Here is a 14,838-nt window from a genome sequence, read left to right as displayed (position 1 = left end):
GATAAAGCCTTAATACAAATATGATAAATACATCTTTTAGAAAGTATTTTACCACATTAGCCAGGATCTTATTATGAGAAAATTTCGACAATGTAGAGAAGAGACAGTGCTGTGTATGTTCAATTTTTCCAACAACGTAGAAATGTTTGACATTGATTAAGCCATCTTGATAGTATGGGCTCTGCAAGTACTTCTTTTCCAACAGAGGTTGTGAAGAGAACCTTATGATTATTTCCCAATAACAATTACTCTTCTACTTTTAAAACAACCTCCATATATATATAATAAAGATACTACTTGAAAGGATTTTAGATCAAAAGTGAACCTATTTAATAAGTTTTTTCTCCCAATATTAATTATATTCATCTTTTTCCTTATTTGGATTAAAAGCGATATACAGCTGTCTCTCAACTTTCCAATTATCCTATTTATGATTGTTCCCTTTTGGATTTATTATCGTTTTCATAGATATAAGCAGCATCGGAATTTTATATTCACGAGAGAAATATTAAAAAATATTTTCTTTCTTTACTTATTAATTGTTTTGTATGTTACGTTAAACCCATTTCACTTTTCGCCGCCAGGAAATCAAGGAAACTTAAACTTAGTTCCTTATGTACAAATTCTTTATCAGTATAAATATAAACCACCTATGTTCTGGATGCTCTATACGCTTGGCAATATTATTATGTTTGTTCCTTTCGGATTCCTTTTTCCAGCCATCTATAGAAGACGTTTTAAACTGATTGTTACTATTATGGTGGCTGCTTTATCTTCGTTAACAATTGAATTAACACAGTACTTCTTTACCATCGATCGTGCAGCAGATATAGATGACCTTATCTTGAATATGGCAGGAGCAATTATTGGGTATCTATTCTTCAGCTTAACAAAAAAAATAGTAGATAAAAGCAAAACGATTATTTTTTATTTTAATCAGTAAATAGGTAATCTGAAGAATATCAAAAACGATTTTCTTCCTGACCCCCCAATGCCTAAAAGCGTCTTCTTGTAGGAAGACGTTTCTTCTTTATTCATCTAGGGGAGTTTTGTAAAAAAGGTGCGAATTAGGTAAAGTTTATGTTAATTTTTTGGTCTTTCGTTGAAAATTGCTGATTATTTTATGGATAATATGTTTAGTCCTAGACTTCATTCAAGCTGATTTGAGAAAAGTTCATACAATATAGCATCACAAGTATAATACTAAATGTTAAATAAAAGAGGTCGCTAATGAAAATTTTATTTGTAGTTAATCGGTTTCCTAATCTTTCTCAAACCTTTGTTAGTAAACAGGTGGACGGCATGATTGCCCAGGGTCATGAAGTTAGTGTATTAGCTGGTTCGAGTGATGAAAAAACTGGATTTTCTTTTCTCCAACAAAATATCAAAAATATGATTTATTATAAAAATCCTAGCAAACATCTTTCAAAGATAACTAGATTTATGGCGCTGTTGCCAAAATGTTTTTTTAGAAGACCAATTCTTACATTAAAAGCTTTAAAGTATGGAAGTTTATCTTTTAAACTACTGTTTGCAATAGACGCTCTTAGTAAACAGAGTGGAAAATATGATATTCTTTATGCACATTTTGGGCCAAGTGGAAATTTTGCGTCTGCTCTTAAAAATTTAGGAGTATTGAATGGAAAATTAGTGACTGTTTTTCATGGATACGATATGTCAACTTACATTGATAAAGCAGGAAGCGATATTTATCGTGATTTATTTATATACGGAGACTTATTTTTGCCGATCAGCCATTATTGGAAAGGAAAGCTGGTGGGAATGGGATGTAGTGAAAATAAAATAAAGGTTCACTATATGGGAATCAATGTAGATGATTTTCAATTCAATCCAATCGTCCCGACAAAGCGGATAAAACTTTTAACAGTGGCAAGATTAACGGAAAAAAAAGGGACAATTTATGCAATTGAAGCTGTTCAAAAGCTGATAGAAAAAGGATATGATATCGAATTAAATATAATCGGAGATGGACCATTAAAGAGCCAACTTGCAGAAATAATTGGTAATCAGGATAACATTCATTTATTAGGGCCAAAACCGAATGAAGAAGTCAAAGCCTATTTACAAGACTGCACCATTTTTTTACTGCCAAGTGTGGTTGCTCAAAATGGCGATATGGAGGGAATTCCAGTTGCTTTAATGGAAGCCATGGCAATCGGGAAATTAGTCATTTCAACCTATCATAGTGGAATACCAGAGTTGATCCAAGATAATGAAAACGGCTGGTTAGTACCTGAAAGAGATAGTGCTGCATTGGCGGAAAAAATCGAGGAAGTTCTTTCCAATAAAGAAAAATGGGGCACTATTCAGCAAAATGCCAGAGCAAAGATTGTCCAAGATCATAATTTGCAGCCTTTAAATAAACAATTAGAAGACTATTTTTATGCTATTTTGGAAGAATAATACAAACAAAAAGGAGTAGACAATAGATACCGATCTATTGCAAAATTGTATGAACCAAGTTATAAAAAAATTCATTGGTTTTTCTGTGGGACCTGTTTTGGGTGCGTTTATTGCATTTATCACGATACCATTAACGACTCATTTTGTTCATCCGGATGAATATGGAAAAGCAAGTATGTTTTTATTGCTTCAAATGGTTTTAGCGTCCTTCTTGTACCTAGGATTAGATCAATCGTATACAAGGGAGTATCATTCATCCAAAAATAAATTGCACTTATTTCAACAGGCAATACTTATCCCATTGGCAATAGCCGTTTTAATACTTTTGATTTCCATTATATTTTCCAGACAAATATCCGTTTGGCTATTCAGCAGTCCAAATCATATCATCCCAGTGATACTTATTGGTGTCATGGTCGTATTTATGGTAATCGAAAGGTTTATTTTGCTATCTATTCGGATGGAAGAAAAAGCGTTAGAATATTCCTTGCTTAATATTTTTGTTAAACTTTTTATGTTGATATTGACTTTAATTTTTGTCTTGTTTATTAGAAGAGATTTTCTGGCTGTCGTCTACTCTACTATTTTTGGACAAATTTTAGGCGACTTGTATTTAGTAATTAGGTACAGATATCTCTTTTCATTCAACCATTTTTCCGTTGATAAAGATATGCTGCGAAAAATGGTGATATTTGGGCTGCCGCTCGTTGTGGCTACTTCTTTAACAGGCTTATTAAACTCGCTTGATAGAATCTTTTTAAGAATTTGGAGTGACTATTATAATATCGGGATATTTACGGCAACGCTGAAAATAGCGGGAACATTGGCCATTATTAAAACTAGTTTTACTAGTTATTGGGTTCCGATGGCGTATAGATGGCATGAAGAAGGAAAAGAGCTGAAATATTATAAATTAATGAGTGATTCCATTTTATTGTTCATGTCTATTGTGTTTTTTGGTATTTTAATTTTTAAGGATTTTATAGCAGCTATTCTTTCAAGCGGCTATTCAGATTCGAAGTATCTTATTGCGTTTTTATGTCTGCAGCCTATTATGTATACAGTAAGTGAAACTACTTGTTTAGGGATTGTATTCTCTAGAAAAAGCTATCTGAATATTTGGGTTAGTGTCGTTTCGGTCATCCCGAATTTAATACTTAATATTCTATTAGTCCCTAAATTCGGGGCAACAGGGGCAGCTATCGCGACATCTGTATCCTATCTGTGTTTCTTTATTGCCAGAACTTATTTTTCCAATAAAAATGGCATGAAATTTTCAACGGTTAAACATCATCTTGTATTCTGCATCTTGTTAGTAAGTGCTGTTTTAAATGTATTTCATCTAAATTATATTATTCTATTTACGATATTACTAATGGTGATTGCCTTGCTGATTCAAGCATCTACTATTAAAGAGTTATTAAAAGTAAAGAGTGGAGTAAGGGAGGCTGACCCAATAGCCATCAAGTTAGAGAAAAAATGACCAGAGAGGCGGATAGTCTCTCGGTCATTTTTTGTTATCCTTATCGTAATTTAAGAAATCTTCATTCGCATTTAAATCATTGTATAACATTAAAAAAGCCTACCTTCCTATAAAATGCAATAGAAAGAACGCTGAAACTTATTCTTCCCCAATAATTCTTACTTCCGTTTCTAAGTCTACATCAAAATTCTTTTTTACTGTTTTTTGGACATGCTGAATTAAAGAGAGGTAGTCATTTGCTGTTGCATTTTCAACATTTACGATAAAACCAGCATGCTTCGTTGATACTTGTGCACCGCCGATTTTTGTCCCCTGCAGCCCACTGTCTTGTATTAATTTTCCTGCAAAGTGATTTGGCGGTCTTTTAAAGACACTTCCACAAGAAGGATATTCAAGCGGCTGCTTGGATTCACGCAAAAAAGTCAACTCATCCATCTTTGCTTTAATCGCTGCATGAGTTCCTTCCGTTAAGCAAAATGTGGCTTCTAATACAATAAAACCATTTTTTTGAATGCTGCTCGTTCTATATCCTAATTCTAAATCGTCTTTTGTCAACACCATCACTTCACCGGATTTTGTCAACACCTTTGCACTTTCTAAAACATCAGCTACTTCTCCGCCATACGCACCAGCGTTCATATATAAAGCACCACCAACAGAACCGGGAATTCCACAAGCAAACTCTAATCCTGTTAACCTTTGCTCTAAAGCAAATCTTGATGTTTCAATAATTGCTGCACCACACTGTGCAATTATTTTATTATCCTCTAATGTAATATCTGTTAACTTAGTTAAATTAAAGACAACCCCTCTTATTCCCCCATCTCTAATTAACACATTGGATCCGTTTCCTAATATCGTGATAGGAAGACCTTGTTTTAATGCATATTGATACGCATCTTGTATTTGCTCATATGTTGTAGGGAATAACAGAAAATCAGCTTTTCCGCCAATTTTAGTGTACGTATATTTATTTAAAGGTTCATCTATTTTAACATTCTCTACCGATAAAATTTCCATAAAGTCAGTAATTATTTTATTTTTTTCCATCATATCAACCTTTACCTTCTCTACATATTTGCTTCTATTGTATACCATTATGATAAAAGCGTACGACAAATGTAATCAAATTTATCTGACACTCCCATCGCTTAAGCAATGGGGTTCTGAAAAACTCTTGCTTCTCTTAATTCATACATGTACAAGTACATTCACACACTCCACACTCTTACTAGTGGACGGCTTGGGAATTAAGCACTGACATTAATAAACATTATGTTTAAAGGTTTATTCAGAACTTTCACAGCCAAAGCAACCTCTGTTACCATTTGCGACTGCATCTATGGTCCTCACAGACTCGGTAGGTCACACCGCCATTTTTGTTTTTTAAACTACTGCTGCAGCTTTCTTGTTTTTTAATTGAATGCCGGAATTTAACACTATTATACCTTGTTTCTCTATTCGTTCTACTTCTTTATCATGTAAAGATTAAACATTTCAAACGTCTTTTCACAACGCTTTCACGTTTTAATAGTTCTCCAAGACACGACTTACTTCTAAATCACTCTCTATATCTTTTATAATAGAAGGATTTGTCCATAATTCCATCGTTAATACGTAGGAAGGCGTTGTCTCCTTTACCATTACAAAACCCCATATCGAACATTTGTTTGCACAATAATTATAACATATAAAACAGGACAATTGTATCTTTTAACAAAATGTTCAAAAAAGAAAATTACTCCCACACCTGAAGGAATGGGCTTCCTTTGCCTAAAATTCTGTGAACTTTTTATATATCTTACATAAGAAAAGCGCAGGCGCCTTGCTCAGCCCCGAAGAAAAATGTTCTCTTGACTCAAAAAGTAAAATACACTTTTTGAGTCAAGAGGTTATCTTTCACAGGAGCTAGGCGCTGGCCGGCTAAATACGCAAAAAAGGAAAATCGACTAAGTACGCCACGTCCTGTACGTCGAAGCTAGACAGTTATCTAAGTTAAAACTCTTATGCTTTCTTATCTTTAAATATATGTTTTCGAATCTATTTCATGTTAAAAATTTCTATTTTTCACACACTAGCTGTAGCTTGTTTCAAAGTCTTATCTGCATGTGCTTCTATTAAGTCATAAGACAAACATACCGGTTTATTTGTTTTCGGATCTTTTACAATAACTGCTTCGATATGAAAAACATCTTTTAATACTTCAGACGTCATCACTTCATCTGCAGTTCCTTCTTTCATTAATGTCCCTTTATTCATGGCCACCATTCGATCAGAAAAACGAGCAGCATGATTTAAATCATGGATAACCATTACAATCGTTCTATTTTCCTCTTTATTTAGTTTTTTTAACAGCTGCAATACCTCTAATTGATGAGCCATATCTAAATACGTTGTCGGTTCATCTAAAATTAATAAATCTGTTTCTTGAGCAATGGCCATCGCTATCCACGCTCTTTGTCTTTGTCCGCCAGACAATTTATCGACATCTTGGTCCATTAAATCTTTTAAACCTGTTACTTGCAGTGACCATTCAATCACTTCTTTATCTTTTTCACTTAAGCGAGCAAAACCTCGTTGATGAGGTGAACGACCGTATGAAACCAAATCAAAAACAGTCAAACCAGCAGGTGCATCTGGTGATTGCGGCAGAACGGCCATCTTTTGGGCAATTTGCTTTGTAGGAATTTTATGTATTTGTTTCCCATCTAAATACACAAATCCTGACTTCGCTTTATGTATTCTTGCCAATGTTTTTAATTATGTATTCTTGCCAATGTTTTTAAAATAGTCGATTTCCCACATCCGTTAGGGCCAATAATCGTTGTTATTTTTCCGGCTTGAATGTCAAAGCTTAAATCTTTCACAATGATTTTTTCTTCATAACCAATTTTTAAATGTTCAGTTGAAAGTATATTCAAGGTGATTGCTCCTTTATTACGTTTTCGACATTTAAAAAACAGGAACAGCAAATACTGCTCCTGCCTTTTTATAAATTCCGTTTTGCTAATGCTAATTTTAATCCAAATCCTATTAATACGACACCTGTAATTCTATCCATCGCTTTTTGCACCTTAGCGGATAATAGCCATTCCCGCATAAAATGAATAAAAAAAACATATACAAAAAACCAGCTGATGGATAATAGTGTATAAACGATGCCCATTGTTATAAGCTGCCATGTAGTGCTTGTTCCAGGCTGGACAAATTGTGGTAAAAATGTGATGAAAAACATCGCCACTTTTGGGTTAAGGATATTGGATAATGCCCCTTGTTTAAAAGCAGACACTTTAGAATAGGACTGTTTTTTCTGCTCCACCCCTGTATTTTTTTTACTTTTATGTGTTAAAAAAGAGGATACCCCCAAATAAATTAAATAAATAGCACCAACATATTTAACAATTTCAAAAGCAAGTGCAGACTGCATTAGAATAGCCGATAAACCAAATGCCGCAGCAAATGTATGAACTAATGATCCTGTTGTAATTTCTTATGCAATTTTAAATCCATCTTTTTTGCCGCCCGAAATGGTTCGTTTTGTAATAAGCGCTGTATCTACACCAGGACTCATCACAACAAATAGTGATAATACAATAAAAGTAAAAAAGTTATCCATCTTCCTCACTCCTTAACTATTCGTTCCATCTAAATATTGGCTATATTCTAACATATTGAAATAGTATTTAATACCTTTTCTTAACAATTATCATTATTTCATTAGAAATCACACTTGCTAGCGGCTACGATAACCCCATCCCTCATACTCTCAAAAATATAATCCTTTGCAATCGGATTAATTACTAGCCAATGAGTTGAAATGATTGCCCATAAATACATGCAGGAAGTAAAAAACATCACAAAGGGGACAGGATCTATTCCTTTTGGTGTGATGCCAATTAAATAAGAAAAGGAAGCTAATACTTGTAAGATGATCCCTAATAATAATATTAATATTTGTTTCCACTGCTTTGTCCTCGTTTTTATCCAATGCCGGATAAGAAGAAGACCCCAATCACATAAGTTCCAAACGTATAACTGCCGTGGACAACATGGAAAATAATTTTTCATCAACAAACAAAAAACTGGTGATAAAAGATTACAGCATCTTCTATCACCAGTTTTTTATTCATGGATTAAACCTTTTGCAATAAAGCGTTGGCAACTTTTTCAGCAGTAGCTTCTCCATTCGCAATACACGCCGCTATTCCTACTCCATAATAAGAGCATCCTGCCAATAATACATCAGGATAAAGGCTCGCCAATTTAGATGTTAAATTGTCGATTGCTTCTTTATGATGTAAAGAATAAACCGGCATCAAGTTATTCCATTTTGTAATCTCATAACTTGTTGGTTTTACTTTAATGCTAAGGCTTTTTTCAATATCCTTTACTGCTACGTTTACTAGTTCTTCCTCTGTTAATTCATTCAAATACTCATAAGCTGGATTAGATTTTTTATAAAATACTCTAAGGAGCAATTGATTGTTTTTCGATGTATGTTTCCATTTTCTGCTCGTCCAAGTGCATGCATTACATGTTAATTCGCTATCCTCTGCGACAATAAAACCCGTCCCATCTTTAGGAAGAACATCGTCTGAAACATTATATGCTAAATACATGGTAATATTAGATGAATTTTCCAACTTGTTAAAATCTGTATCCAATTCTTTATTCGCCAACAGCTGTTGAGACACATCTTGTGGTGTTGTTAATATAACGGAGTCTGCTTCTATGTCTTCGTGATTAGAAAAAGATAATCGATAGTTGCGATTATTTTTATTAATTTTCGTAGTTTGTACCCCTTTTAAAATCGTTACATCAGTTAGTACTTCTTCTAATCGATTAATAATGGTGGATAACCCATTTTTAAAGGAAATAAATTTTTTATTGGCAGCAGATTGAAAGCTATTTTTATTTTTTGCTAACCCTTGAATAATGCTTCCGTATTCATTTTTATAATCTAATAAATACGGAAGAGTAGACGCCATCGTTAAAGAATCTAAATTTCCAGAATAAACACCTGCCAACACAGGAGCGATTTGTTTCTCTACTAATTCTTTTCCAAAAAAATACTCTAAAAATTCGCCAATCGACGTTTCTTTTGTAAAATGTTTATTCCGTTTAAATAGATCTTTTAACGCTTCTAATTTTCCTCTTGCAGAAACAAGTTCACTTGAAAATAATGAATCCAAACTCATAGGAATGCCAAAAATAGAGTCTTTAGGTATTTCTAAAAGCTTATCTTTTGTGTGGATATACGAGATTCCTGTCGCATTATAAACAAGCTCGTCTTCTAATTGAAGCTCCTTTACAAAGGGGAGCACATTTTTATTTCTGGCAACAATCGAATCCGCTCCCGTCTCCATAATAAAATTATCTTTTTCGATAGAATGTATTTTTCCGCCCAACGTCTCTTTTTCTTCTACTAAAAGAAGCTGCACATTTAAATTATTTTTTTGTTTTATTTTTTGCAAATAATACATCGTAGATAATCCAGTTATGCCTCCACCTACAACGACGATTTTTTTCAAACGATTCACTCCTAATTCCATTTAGTTATACGGTCATTATCCCATGTTTTATATCGATGAACAGCTAATCTTTTGTGTCTATTTGTTAACAATTATCTGTGGTTATTATAACGTAATCCAGTTTAAAGACAAAAAGCATCACCTCATCCGTAAGATGAAGTGATGCCTCTTTCAAAAACCTCTATTTGCTCGAAGCTATCTTTAGCATTTCGGCAAAGATATTATTCCAGTCTTTCGTCTTTGCTAATTGAATTCTTCTGTTAATTAAGCCTTTATTGTCCAATTCCTTCTCCAGCTCTTCACAAGCCTCAATAAAAACTTGGCTGCTTGATGTGTCAATAGAACTGTAAACTCCAGCCTCTTTGTATTGGTTGGTGGATGGTAAATGGACGCCAACTGCCGCTTTTCCTGCTGCCAAGAATTCAAACAGCTTCAGTGGAAAAATAGCTTTATTATAAAGAGATTGTTTATATGGCATCATCCCTATATCAATTAGATTCATATATAACGGAACGGTTTGCGGCGGAACACTCCCTGTCCACACTACATTTTCCTCCGTTAATAATTGCTGAAAATCATGGCTATTATTGGTGCCGTCTGGGCCAACAAATAAGAAAAACCAGTCTTTTTTTTGTTGAGCGACTTTTTTTATTAAAGCAAAATCTAGTTTAGGTTTAATTCCACCAATATAACCAAACACCGTTCCAGTCGCACTTTCAGGAAGAACGTTCTCCGCTTTTTCAGCCATTTGGAAAGAAGAAAATTCTACGCCGTTCTCATATATAGAGACATTTTTGCTCACTGGCACTCGTTCTAGTATTTTATTGTATAAATAGATAGACGTACAGGTGATATGATCTGCCTTTTTAATTATCTTTTCTTCGCTGCGATAAATCAGTTTTTGCCGAACAGCTGATAAAAACGACGATGTTCCATTGATTGGCTGTGACCACAAATCACTGCAATCATATAGGATTTTATCCCATGGAAATAGATCAGAAAGGGCAGAGAATGCTGGATACGTATACCAAAGCGTTAGTTTACATTCCTTCTTCCTTTTATTTAAATAAGCTAAGAGAGACTCTAGTTTTTTTTGATAAAAAAAAGAAAGAAAACGACTGAAACGAAAAAGTTTATTTTCACCTGCATCTGCTATAGGCCATTGTGTAATACCATTTTGCAGCTTTATTTGAGACGATTTATTGTTAGAAGCAGGGCATAGCCAAATAACTTCCTCTGAATCTTCCTGTTGCTGCAAGTATTCTGCAAGACGATGCCTACGATAACGCAATAAGTCTCCTGTCCATTCTCCAGTTGCAACAACTACATGGATGTTTTTTATCATTATTCCCTACTGCTCCTTATCGTTATAGTCTTTTGCGGACGGCATGAAATGCATAGTGAGAAAAACACCAAGTTGCTTGTAAGAAATTCAACTTTTCGATCTGACGGTAGACATACCATGTTTTTTGAGCTGCCTTCCACTTGTTCCCGGAGATAGATAAATTCCCTACTCTGTATTCTGCCAGCACTTCATTGATTCCGTATGCTTTATGCCCTTTTTTTAATATGCTTAACCATGTTGCCAAGTCTTGCCGAGTTCGAATATTTGGCATTTGGATAGAACCCGTTTTCATACGGTCAATAACAACTGTTAAACAGCCGACAATTGTATTTTTTAACATATCATGATATGAGACTTCTTTTGGTGCCGATATTATTTTTCCTAAAAGAACGGCATCTTCCGACATATACTCATATGCTGTGAAAGTAAATGCATATTGATGCTGTTTCATAAATCCCAGCTGCACAGATAATTTATTTGGTTTCCACTTGTCATCACTATCTAAAAAAGCAACAAATCTTCCTTTTGCATGCTCGAGTGCTTTATTTCTTGCTACTGCTGCTCCCCCGTTTTCCTTCTCGTAAAAGACATGTATTCTTTCATCTTCTTTTTCTACCTTCCGCAGCAAGCTTTGCGTTCCATCTGTTGAACAGTCATCGACAATGATCAATTCCCAATTTTTATACGTTTGTTTTAAAACAGATTGAACACTTGCTTGAATATACTTCTTGCAATTGTATGAAGGCATAATAATAGAAACTAGTTCTTTTTCATACTTCATCTGAAGACACCTTTCTTTTAGAGGTTGTTCAAAAAGCCACTAAATGATAGCTGCTAATCTCTTCGTTTGCTTTCTTCTTATTTGTTACCTTTTTGAACTCTCGCTTTTCGGATATCTTGTCTGCCTTTCCGGTATGAGCACCCAAAAGAAACTGAAAGTGATTCCTAATAAAGCACCTAAAATCCCTCTATCTTTTGCCGATAATTGTCTACCTTTCTCTAGTAGCACAACATCTTTAACTATCGAAGCAGGCATCGTATCTAGCTCGCTCATCTGTAAATCATATAAAAAACGCTGTTTATCAACAGCCGTTTCCGGACTGGCTTTGATTTTTTCTAAAGCTGTAATATTTTCATCAATTATCGACTTTTTTACAGCATAATGTTCATTATCTACCTTTAAAAATGCGTTAATGATGCTTGTTAAGTGTGCTGTCGAATCTGCTTCGGAGTCGCTTGTATACGTAAAATGAAGGGTATTATTGGTAGAAGCAGTTACACTCAAAGATTGATCGAGAGTTTCATACCAACTTTTATCAATATATTGATCGTAAAACCCTTTATTCGTTATCATCTGTATTACTTGTACGGTATTATTAAAGGCAGGGTTATCATAGCTTCCTAACTTTACATCCGCTTCCGTTGTAAAGGTTTGCTTTTCCTTTCCAAAGGGTATCAGTGCACCAATCAGGCTGCACATAATAATCACGCCTAAACATAACCATATATATTTTTTCAAACGTTGAGCTACTCTAACAATAATTTCTTTCATTTCAAAACATACTCCCTCGTTCTTTTTTGTTTCCGCTTTTTTAAAACTGATATGGCAGCAAGAACAAATCCTAAAAACACCCAATGGAAATAAAGATTGCTAACCGAGCTTGGGCTGATGCTTGAAACAAGAAAAGCGATTTGAGCTGTTAAACATGCTTCTAATAACATCTTGTATGTTGGACTGTTAGATAACTCATATAGTTTATATAAAGAGAAACAGAGGTAGAAAATAATACTGATATAGCCTAACAAGATGAATATTCCGAAATTCCCAATAATCTCTGCTAACCAGTTATGAACTTGCCACACATTCCCAGTAGGGAAAATGGGGTATTTTTCTAAATAATAGGGTAGATTACCTGCACCTACGCCTATTCCATATGAATCGAGCACATAATAAAAAGTGTTTTTTAATAAATTAATTCTTGCTAAATTAGAAGGAAGCGGCTCTGTCCCCCCATAACTTGCTGAAAGCATCGTCCATTCTTCCATTTTATTGATGACTTTAGGAACAGCGATTAACATACCAGCTATAGCACCAAAAACGGCGGCACTGCCGATTATTTTTTTTATCTTTTTATTTAACAATAAAAAGAAATAAACACAAAGGCCAACGATAATCGCTAATAAACTAGCACGGGATTCTGTTAAGTAAATAACATAAGCCGAAACACATCCTAAAATTAAAGAAACGTTTCTGATCCATACACTGCTGCTGTTTCTTGCAGCAGCTATATAAAAAAAGAAAGAAATAGATAAAAAGGTGGCAAAATCGTTTTGATTAAAAAATACGGCCGTTGGGTAGGAAAGCTTATAGCTTGGTCCACCATAAAGACTAGAACTTGGGAGCTGAATTTGCATAAAATGATTGATTAACCCAAGTACCAACAGAACGGCCGTCATGCCCATCCATATTCCGTAAAAAACAAGCACTTGAGAAATTCTTGTAAATAGTATGTTGACTAAATACATAAACAAGATGCCGATTGTCAGCAGCATCATATATTTGACTGCATCCATTACAGATTTTGACCAAAGAATAGAAATGCTGCCGTAACAAAACCATATACATAAAAACAACCAGACACCCTTTAATGGGAGCTTCTCAAAATCTTTTACAAGCCGTTTTTCCTTGATGCTATATAAAAGATACATAACAACTGCTACAATCAACATAAATCGATAAAAAAACAAATTAAAAAAACCAATATTTATACTAAAAACTGACTGATTAAGAAAGGTGGCAGCAACTAATATATACATGACACCTCTCAACTGTTGCCCTGTTGTAAAAACTGAATGCATATAGGTAATTACTACAAATGCGATCCATACTGCTGAAAAAACAAACAGCCATTTTATTTCCAACTGAAAGAAGGTAACGAAAAAAGATACAATGACAAACAGAAGGATGGATGCACCTATTGTCTGGCGAACCGTTTGATTACTTTCCATGTACTTCATATCCTTCCATTTAATCACTTTAATTGCTGCAATAGTTGTTTAGAATACAACAATGTTTCTCTTAAACCAATATCCATGCTTGTTTTTGGAGCCCAGTCCAATACCTTTTTCGTTTCATTGTTACATAATAAGCTATGGCGAATATCCCCTGCTCTTTCTTGTTCATACTTTACTTGAACCTCTTCTACAAACGCAGCCTCTTTCATTTTTGTCCATAGTTCATTTACAGAAATGGCCGTATTGGAAGAAACATTCACACAAATGTTTCCAATTGTATTTAATGCTTTAACATTTGCAGCGGCCACATCTTTTACATAAATAAAATCCCTCGTTTGCTCTCCATCTCCGTATACGATCAGATCTTTGTTTTCGCTTAGTCTTTCTGCAAAAATGGAAACAACGCCGCCTTCCCCTTTGGCGTCCTGCCTTGGGCCATAGACATTGCTGTATCGAAGTATGCTGTATGGCAGTTGATAAAATTTATAAGCCATCTTTAAATATTTTTCTACTGTCAGTTTCGTTAACCCATATGGTGATTCTGGCACGGTCGGATGTTCTGTTGTTACTGGCAAATATAGCGGATTTCCATAAACCGCAGCTGATGATGCAAATACTAATTTTTGAACAGAAGCCTTTACAGCTGCTTTCATTACATGAAGAGATCCTTTAACATTCACGTTTTCATCATGTAATATATTGTGCACGGAATCTGCAACACTCACTTGTGCTGCTTGATGAATAATATAATTAGGTTCTAATGATGCAATAAAATCAATAATTTTCGGATTAGTAATATCATATTGGTAAATTTCAACAGGAAGATGTGCAATATTACTGTATGAACCTGTAGAAAAATTATCGATGACGATTACTTTATATCCCTTTTCCAGCAGTTCTTCTGCAATATGTGATCCTATAAAACCTGCTCCACCCGTTACAACCACTTTATTCATCCTTCATCCTCCTAAAATCTCCTGTTATGATTTCTTATCACACTTGTGAAATGAGTGTTCAGGCTGTCGACAAACGCTTTCGAT

The 14,838-nt window shown here is 34.4% G+C and carries 11 protein-coding genes and 2 pseudogenes; 3 read left to right on the top strand and 10 right to left on the bottom strand.

The window, feature by feature from the left end:
• The first annotated feature begins 319 nt into the window (after nucleotides 1–319).
• The 3 genes from ACTYA4_RS07155 (at nucleotide 320) to ACTYA4_RS07145 (ending at nucleotide 3,907) form a co-directional block, all read left to right on the top strand.
• Nucleotides 320–943: a VanZ family protein gene (locus ACTYA4_RS07155; RefSeq protein WP_443480601.1), complete on the top strand. Its 624-nt coding sequence runs from the start codon at nucleotides 320–322 to the stop codon at nucleotides 941–943.
• Nucleotides 944–1,230: 287 nt separating this feature from the next.
• Nucleotides 1,231–2,424: a glycosyltransferase gene (locus tag ACTYA4_RS07150; protein ID WP_443480600.1), complete on the top strand. Its 1,194-nt coding sequence runs from the start codon at nucleotides 1,231–1,233 to the stop codon at nucleotides 2,422–2,424.
• 49 nt (nucleotides 2,425–2,473) lie between these two features.
• Nucleotides 2,474–3,907 (top strand): oligosaccharide flippase family protein, encoded by a 1,434-nt coding sequence (locus ACTYA4_RS07145; RefSeq protein ID WP_443480599.1) that lies wholly within the window; start codon nucleotides 2,474–2,476, stop codon nucleotides 3,905–3,907.
• A 138-nt stretch (nucleotides 3,908–4,045) separates the two neighbouring features.
• On the opposite strand, the gene murB is transcribed toward ACTYA4_RS07145, so the two are convergent.
• The 10 genes and pseudogenes from murB to ACTYA4_RS07095 all read right to left on the bottom strand — a co-directional run bounded on the left by murB (nucleotide 4,046) and on the right by ACTYA4_RS07095 (nucleotide 14,754).
• The gene (gene murB / locus ACTYA4_RS07140) at nucleotides 4,046–4,957 is read right to left on the bottom strand and encodes a UDP-N-acetylmuramate dehydrogenase (RefSeq protein WP_443480626.1); all 912 of its coding nucleotides are present in this window, start codon (nucleotides 4,955–4,957) and stop codon (nucleotides 4,046–4,048) included.
• 1,017 nt (nucleotides 4,958–5,974) lie between these two features.
• Nucleotides 5,975–6,828, bottom strand: a pseudogene (locus ACTYA4_RS07135) (ABC transporter ATP-binding protein).
• 68 nt (nucleotides 6,829–6,896) lie between these two features.
• Nucleotides 6,897–7,523: pseudogene (locus ACTYA4_RS07130) on the bottom strand (LysE family translocator).
• Nucleotides 7,524–7,624: 101 nt separating this feature from the next.
• The gene (locus ACTYA4_RS07125; protein ID WP_443480625.1) at nucleotides 7,625–7,975 is read right to left on the bottom strand and encodes a histidine kinase N-terminal 7TM domain-containing protein; all 351 of its coding nucleotides are present in this window, start codon (nucleotides 7,973–7,975) and stop codon (nucleotides 7,625–7,627) included.
• 65 nt (nucleotides 7,976–8,040) lie between these two features.
• On the bottom strand, nucleotides 8,041–9,438 hold the full coding sequence (locus tag ACTYA4_RS07120) for a protoporphyrinogen oxidase (protein WP_443480598.1): 1,398 nt from the start codon (nucleotides 9,436–9,438) through the stop codon (nucleotides 8,041–8,043).
• Nucleotides 9,439–9,619: 181 nt separating this feature from the next.
• Nucleotides 9,620–10,783, bottom strand: coding sequence for a teichuronic acid biosynthesis protein TuaH (gene tuaH, locus ACTYA4_RS07115; RefSeq protein WP_443480597.1), 1,164 nt, complete (start codon nucleotides 10,781–10,783; stop codon nucleotides 9,620–9,622).
• 22 nt (nucleotides 10,784–10,805) lie between these two features.
• Nucleotides 10,806–11,564, bottom strand: coding sequence for a teichuronic acid biosynthesis protein TuaG (gene tuaG, locus ACTYA4_RS07110; RefSeq protein WP_443480596.1), 759 nt, complete (start codon nucleotides 11,562–11,564; stop codon nucleotides 10,806–10,808).
• A gap of 84 nt (nucleotides 11,565–11,648) precedes the next feature.
• Complete coding sequence (locus ACTYA4_RS07105; RefSeq protein ID WP_443480595.1) at nucleotides 11,649–12,335, bottom strand: hypothetical protein; 687 nt, start codon at nucleotides 12,333–12,335, stop codon at nucleotides 11,649–11,651.
• On the bottom strand, nucleotides 12,332–13,792 hold the full coding sequence (gene tuaE / locus ACTYA4_RS07100) for a teichuronic acid biosynthesis protein TuaE (protein WP_443480594.1): 1,461 nt from the start codon (nucleotides 13,790–13,792) through the stop codon (nucleotides 12,332–12,334). Before tuaE ends, ACTYA4_RS07105 begins: the two co-directional genes overlap by 4 nt.
• 23 nt (nucleotides 13,793–13,815) lie before the next feature.
• Nucleotides 13,816–14,754: an NAD-dependent epimerase/dehydratase family protein gene (locus ACTYA4_RS07095; protein WP_443480593.1), complete on the bottom strand. Its 939-nt coding sequence runs from the start codon at nucleotides 14,752–14,754 to the stop codon at nucleotides 13,816–13,818.
• Between the last annotated feature and the right edge of the window lie 84 nt (nucleotides 14,755–14,838).

The sequence above is a fragment of the Niallia yueguangensis genome (assembly GCF_052663115.1).
This window is presented reverse-complemented; position numbering and strand designations above follow the sequence as displayed.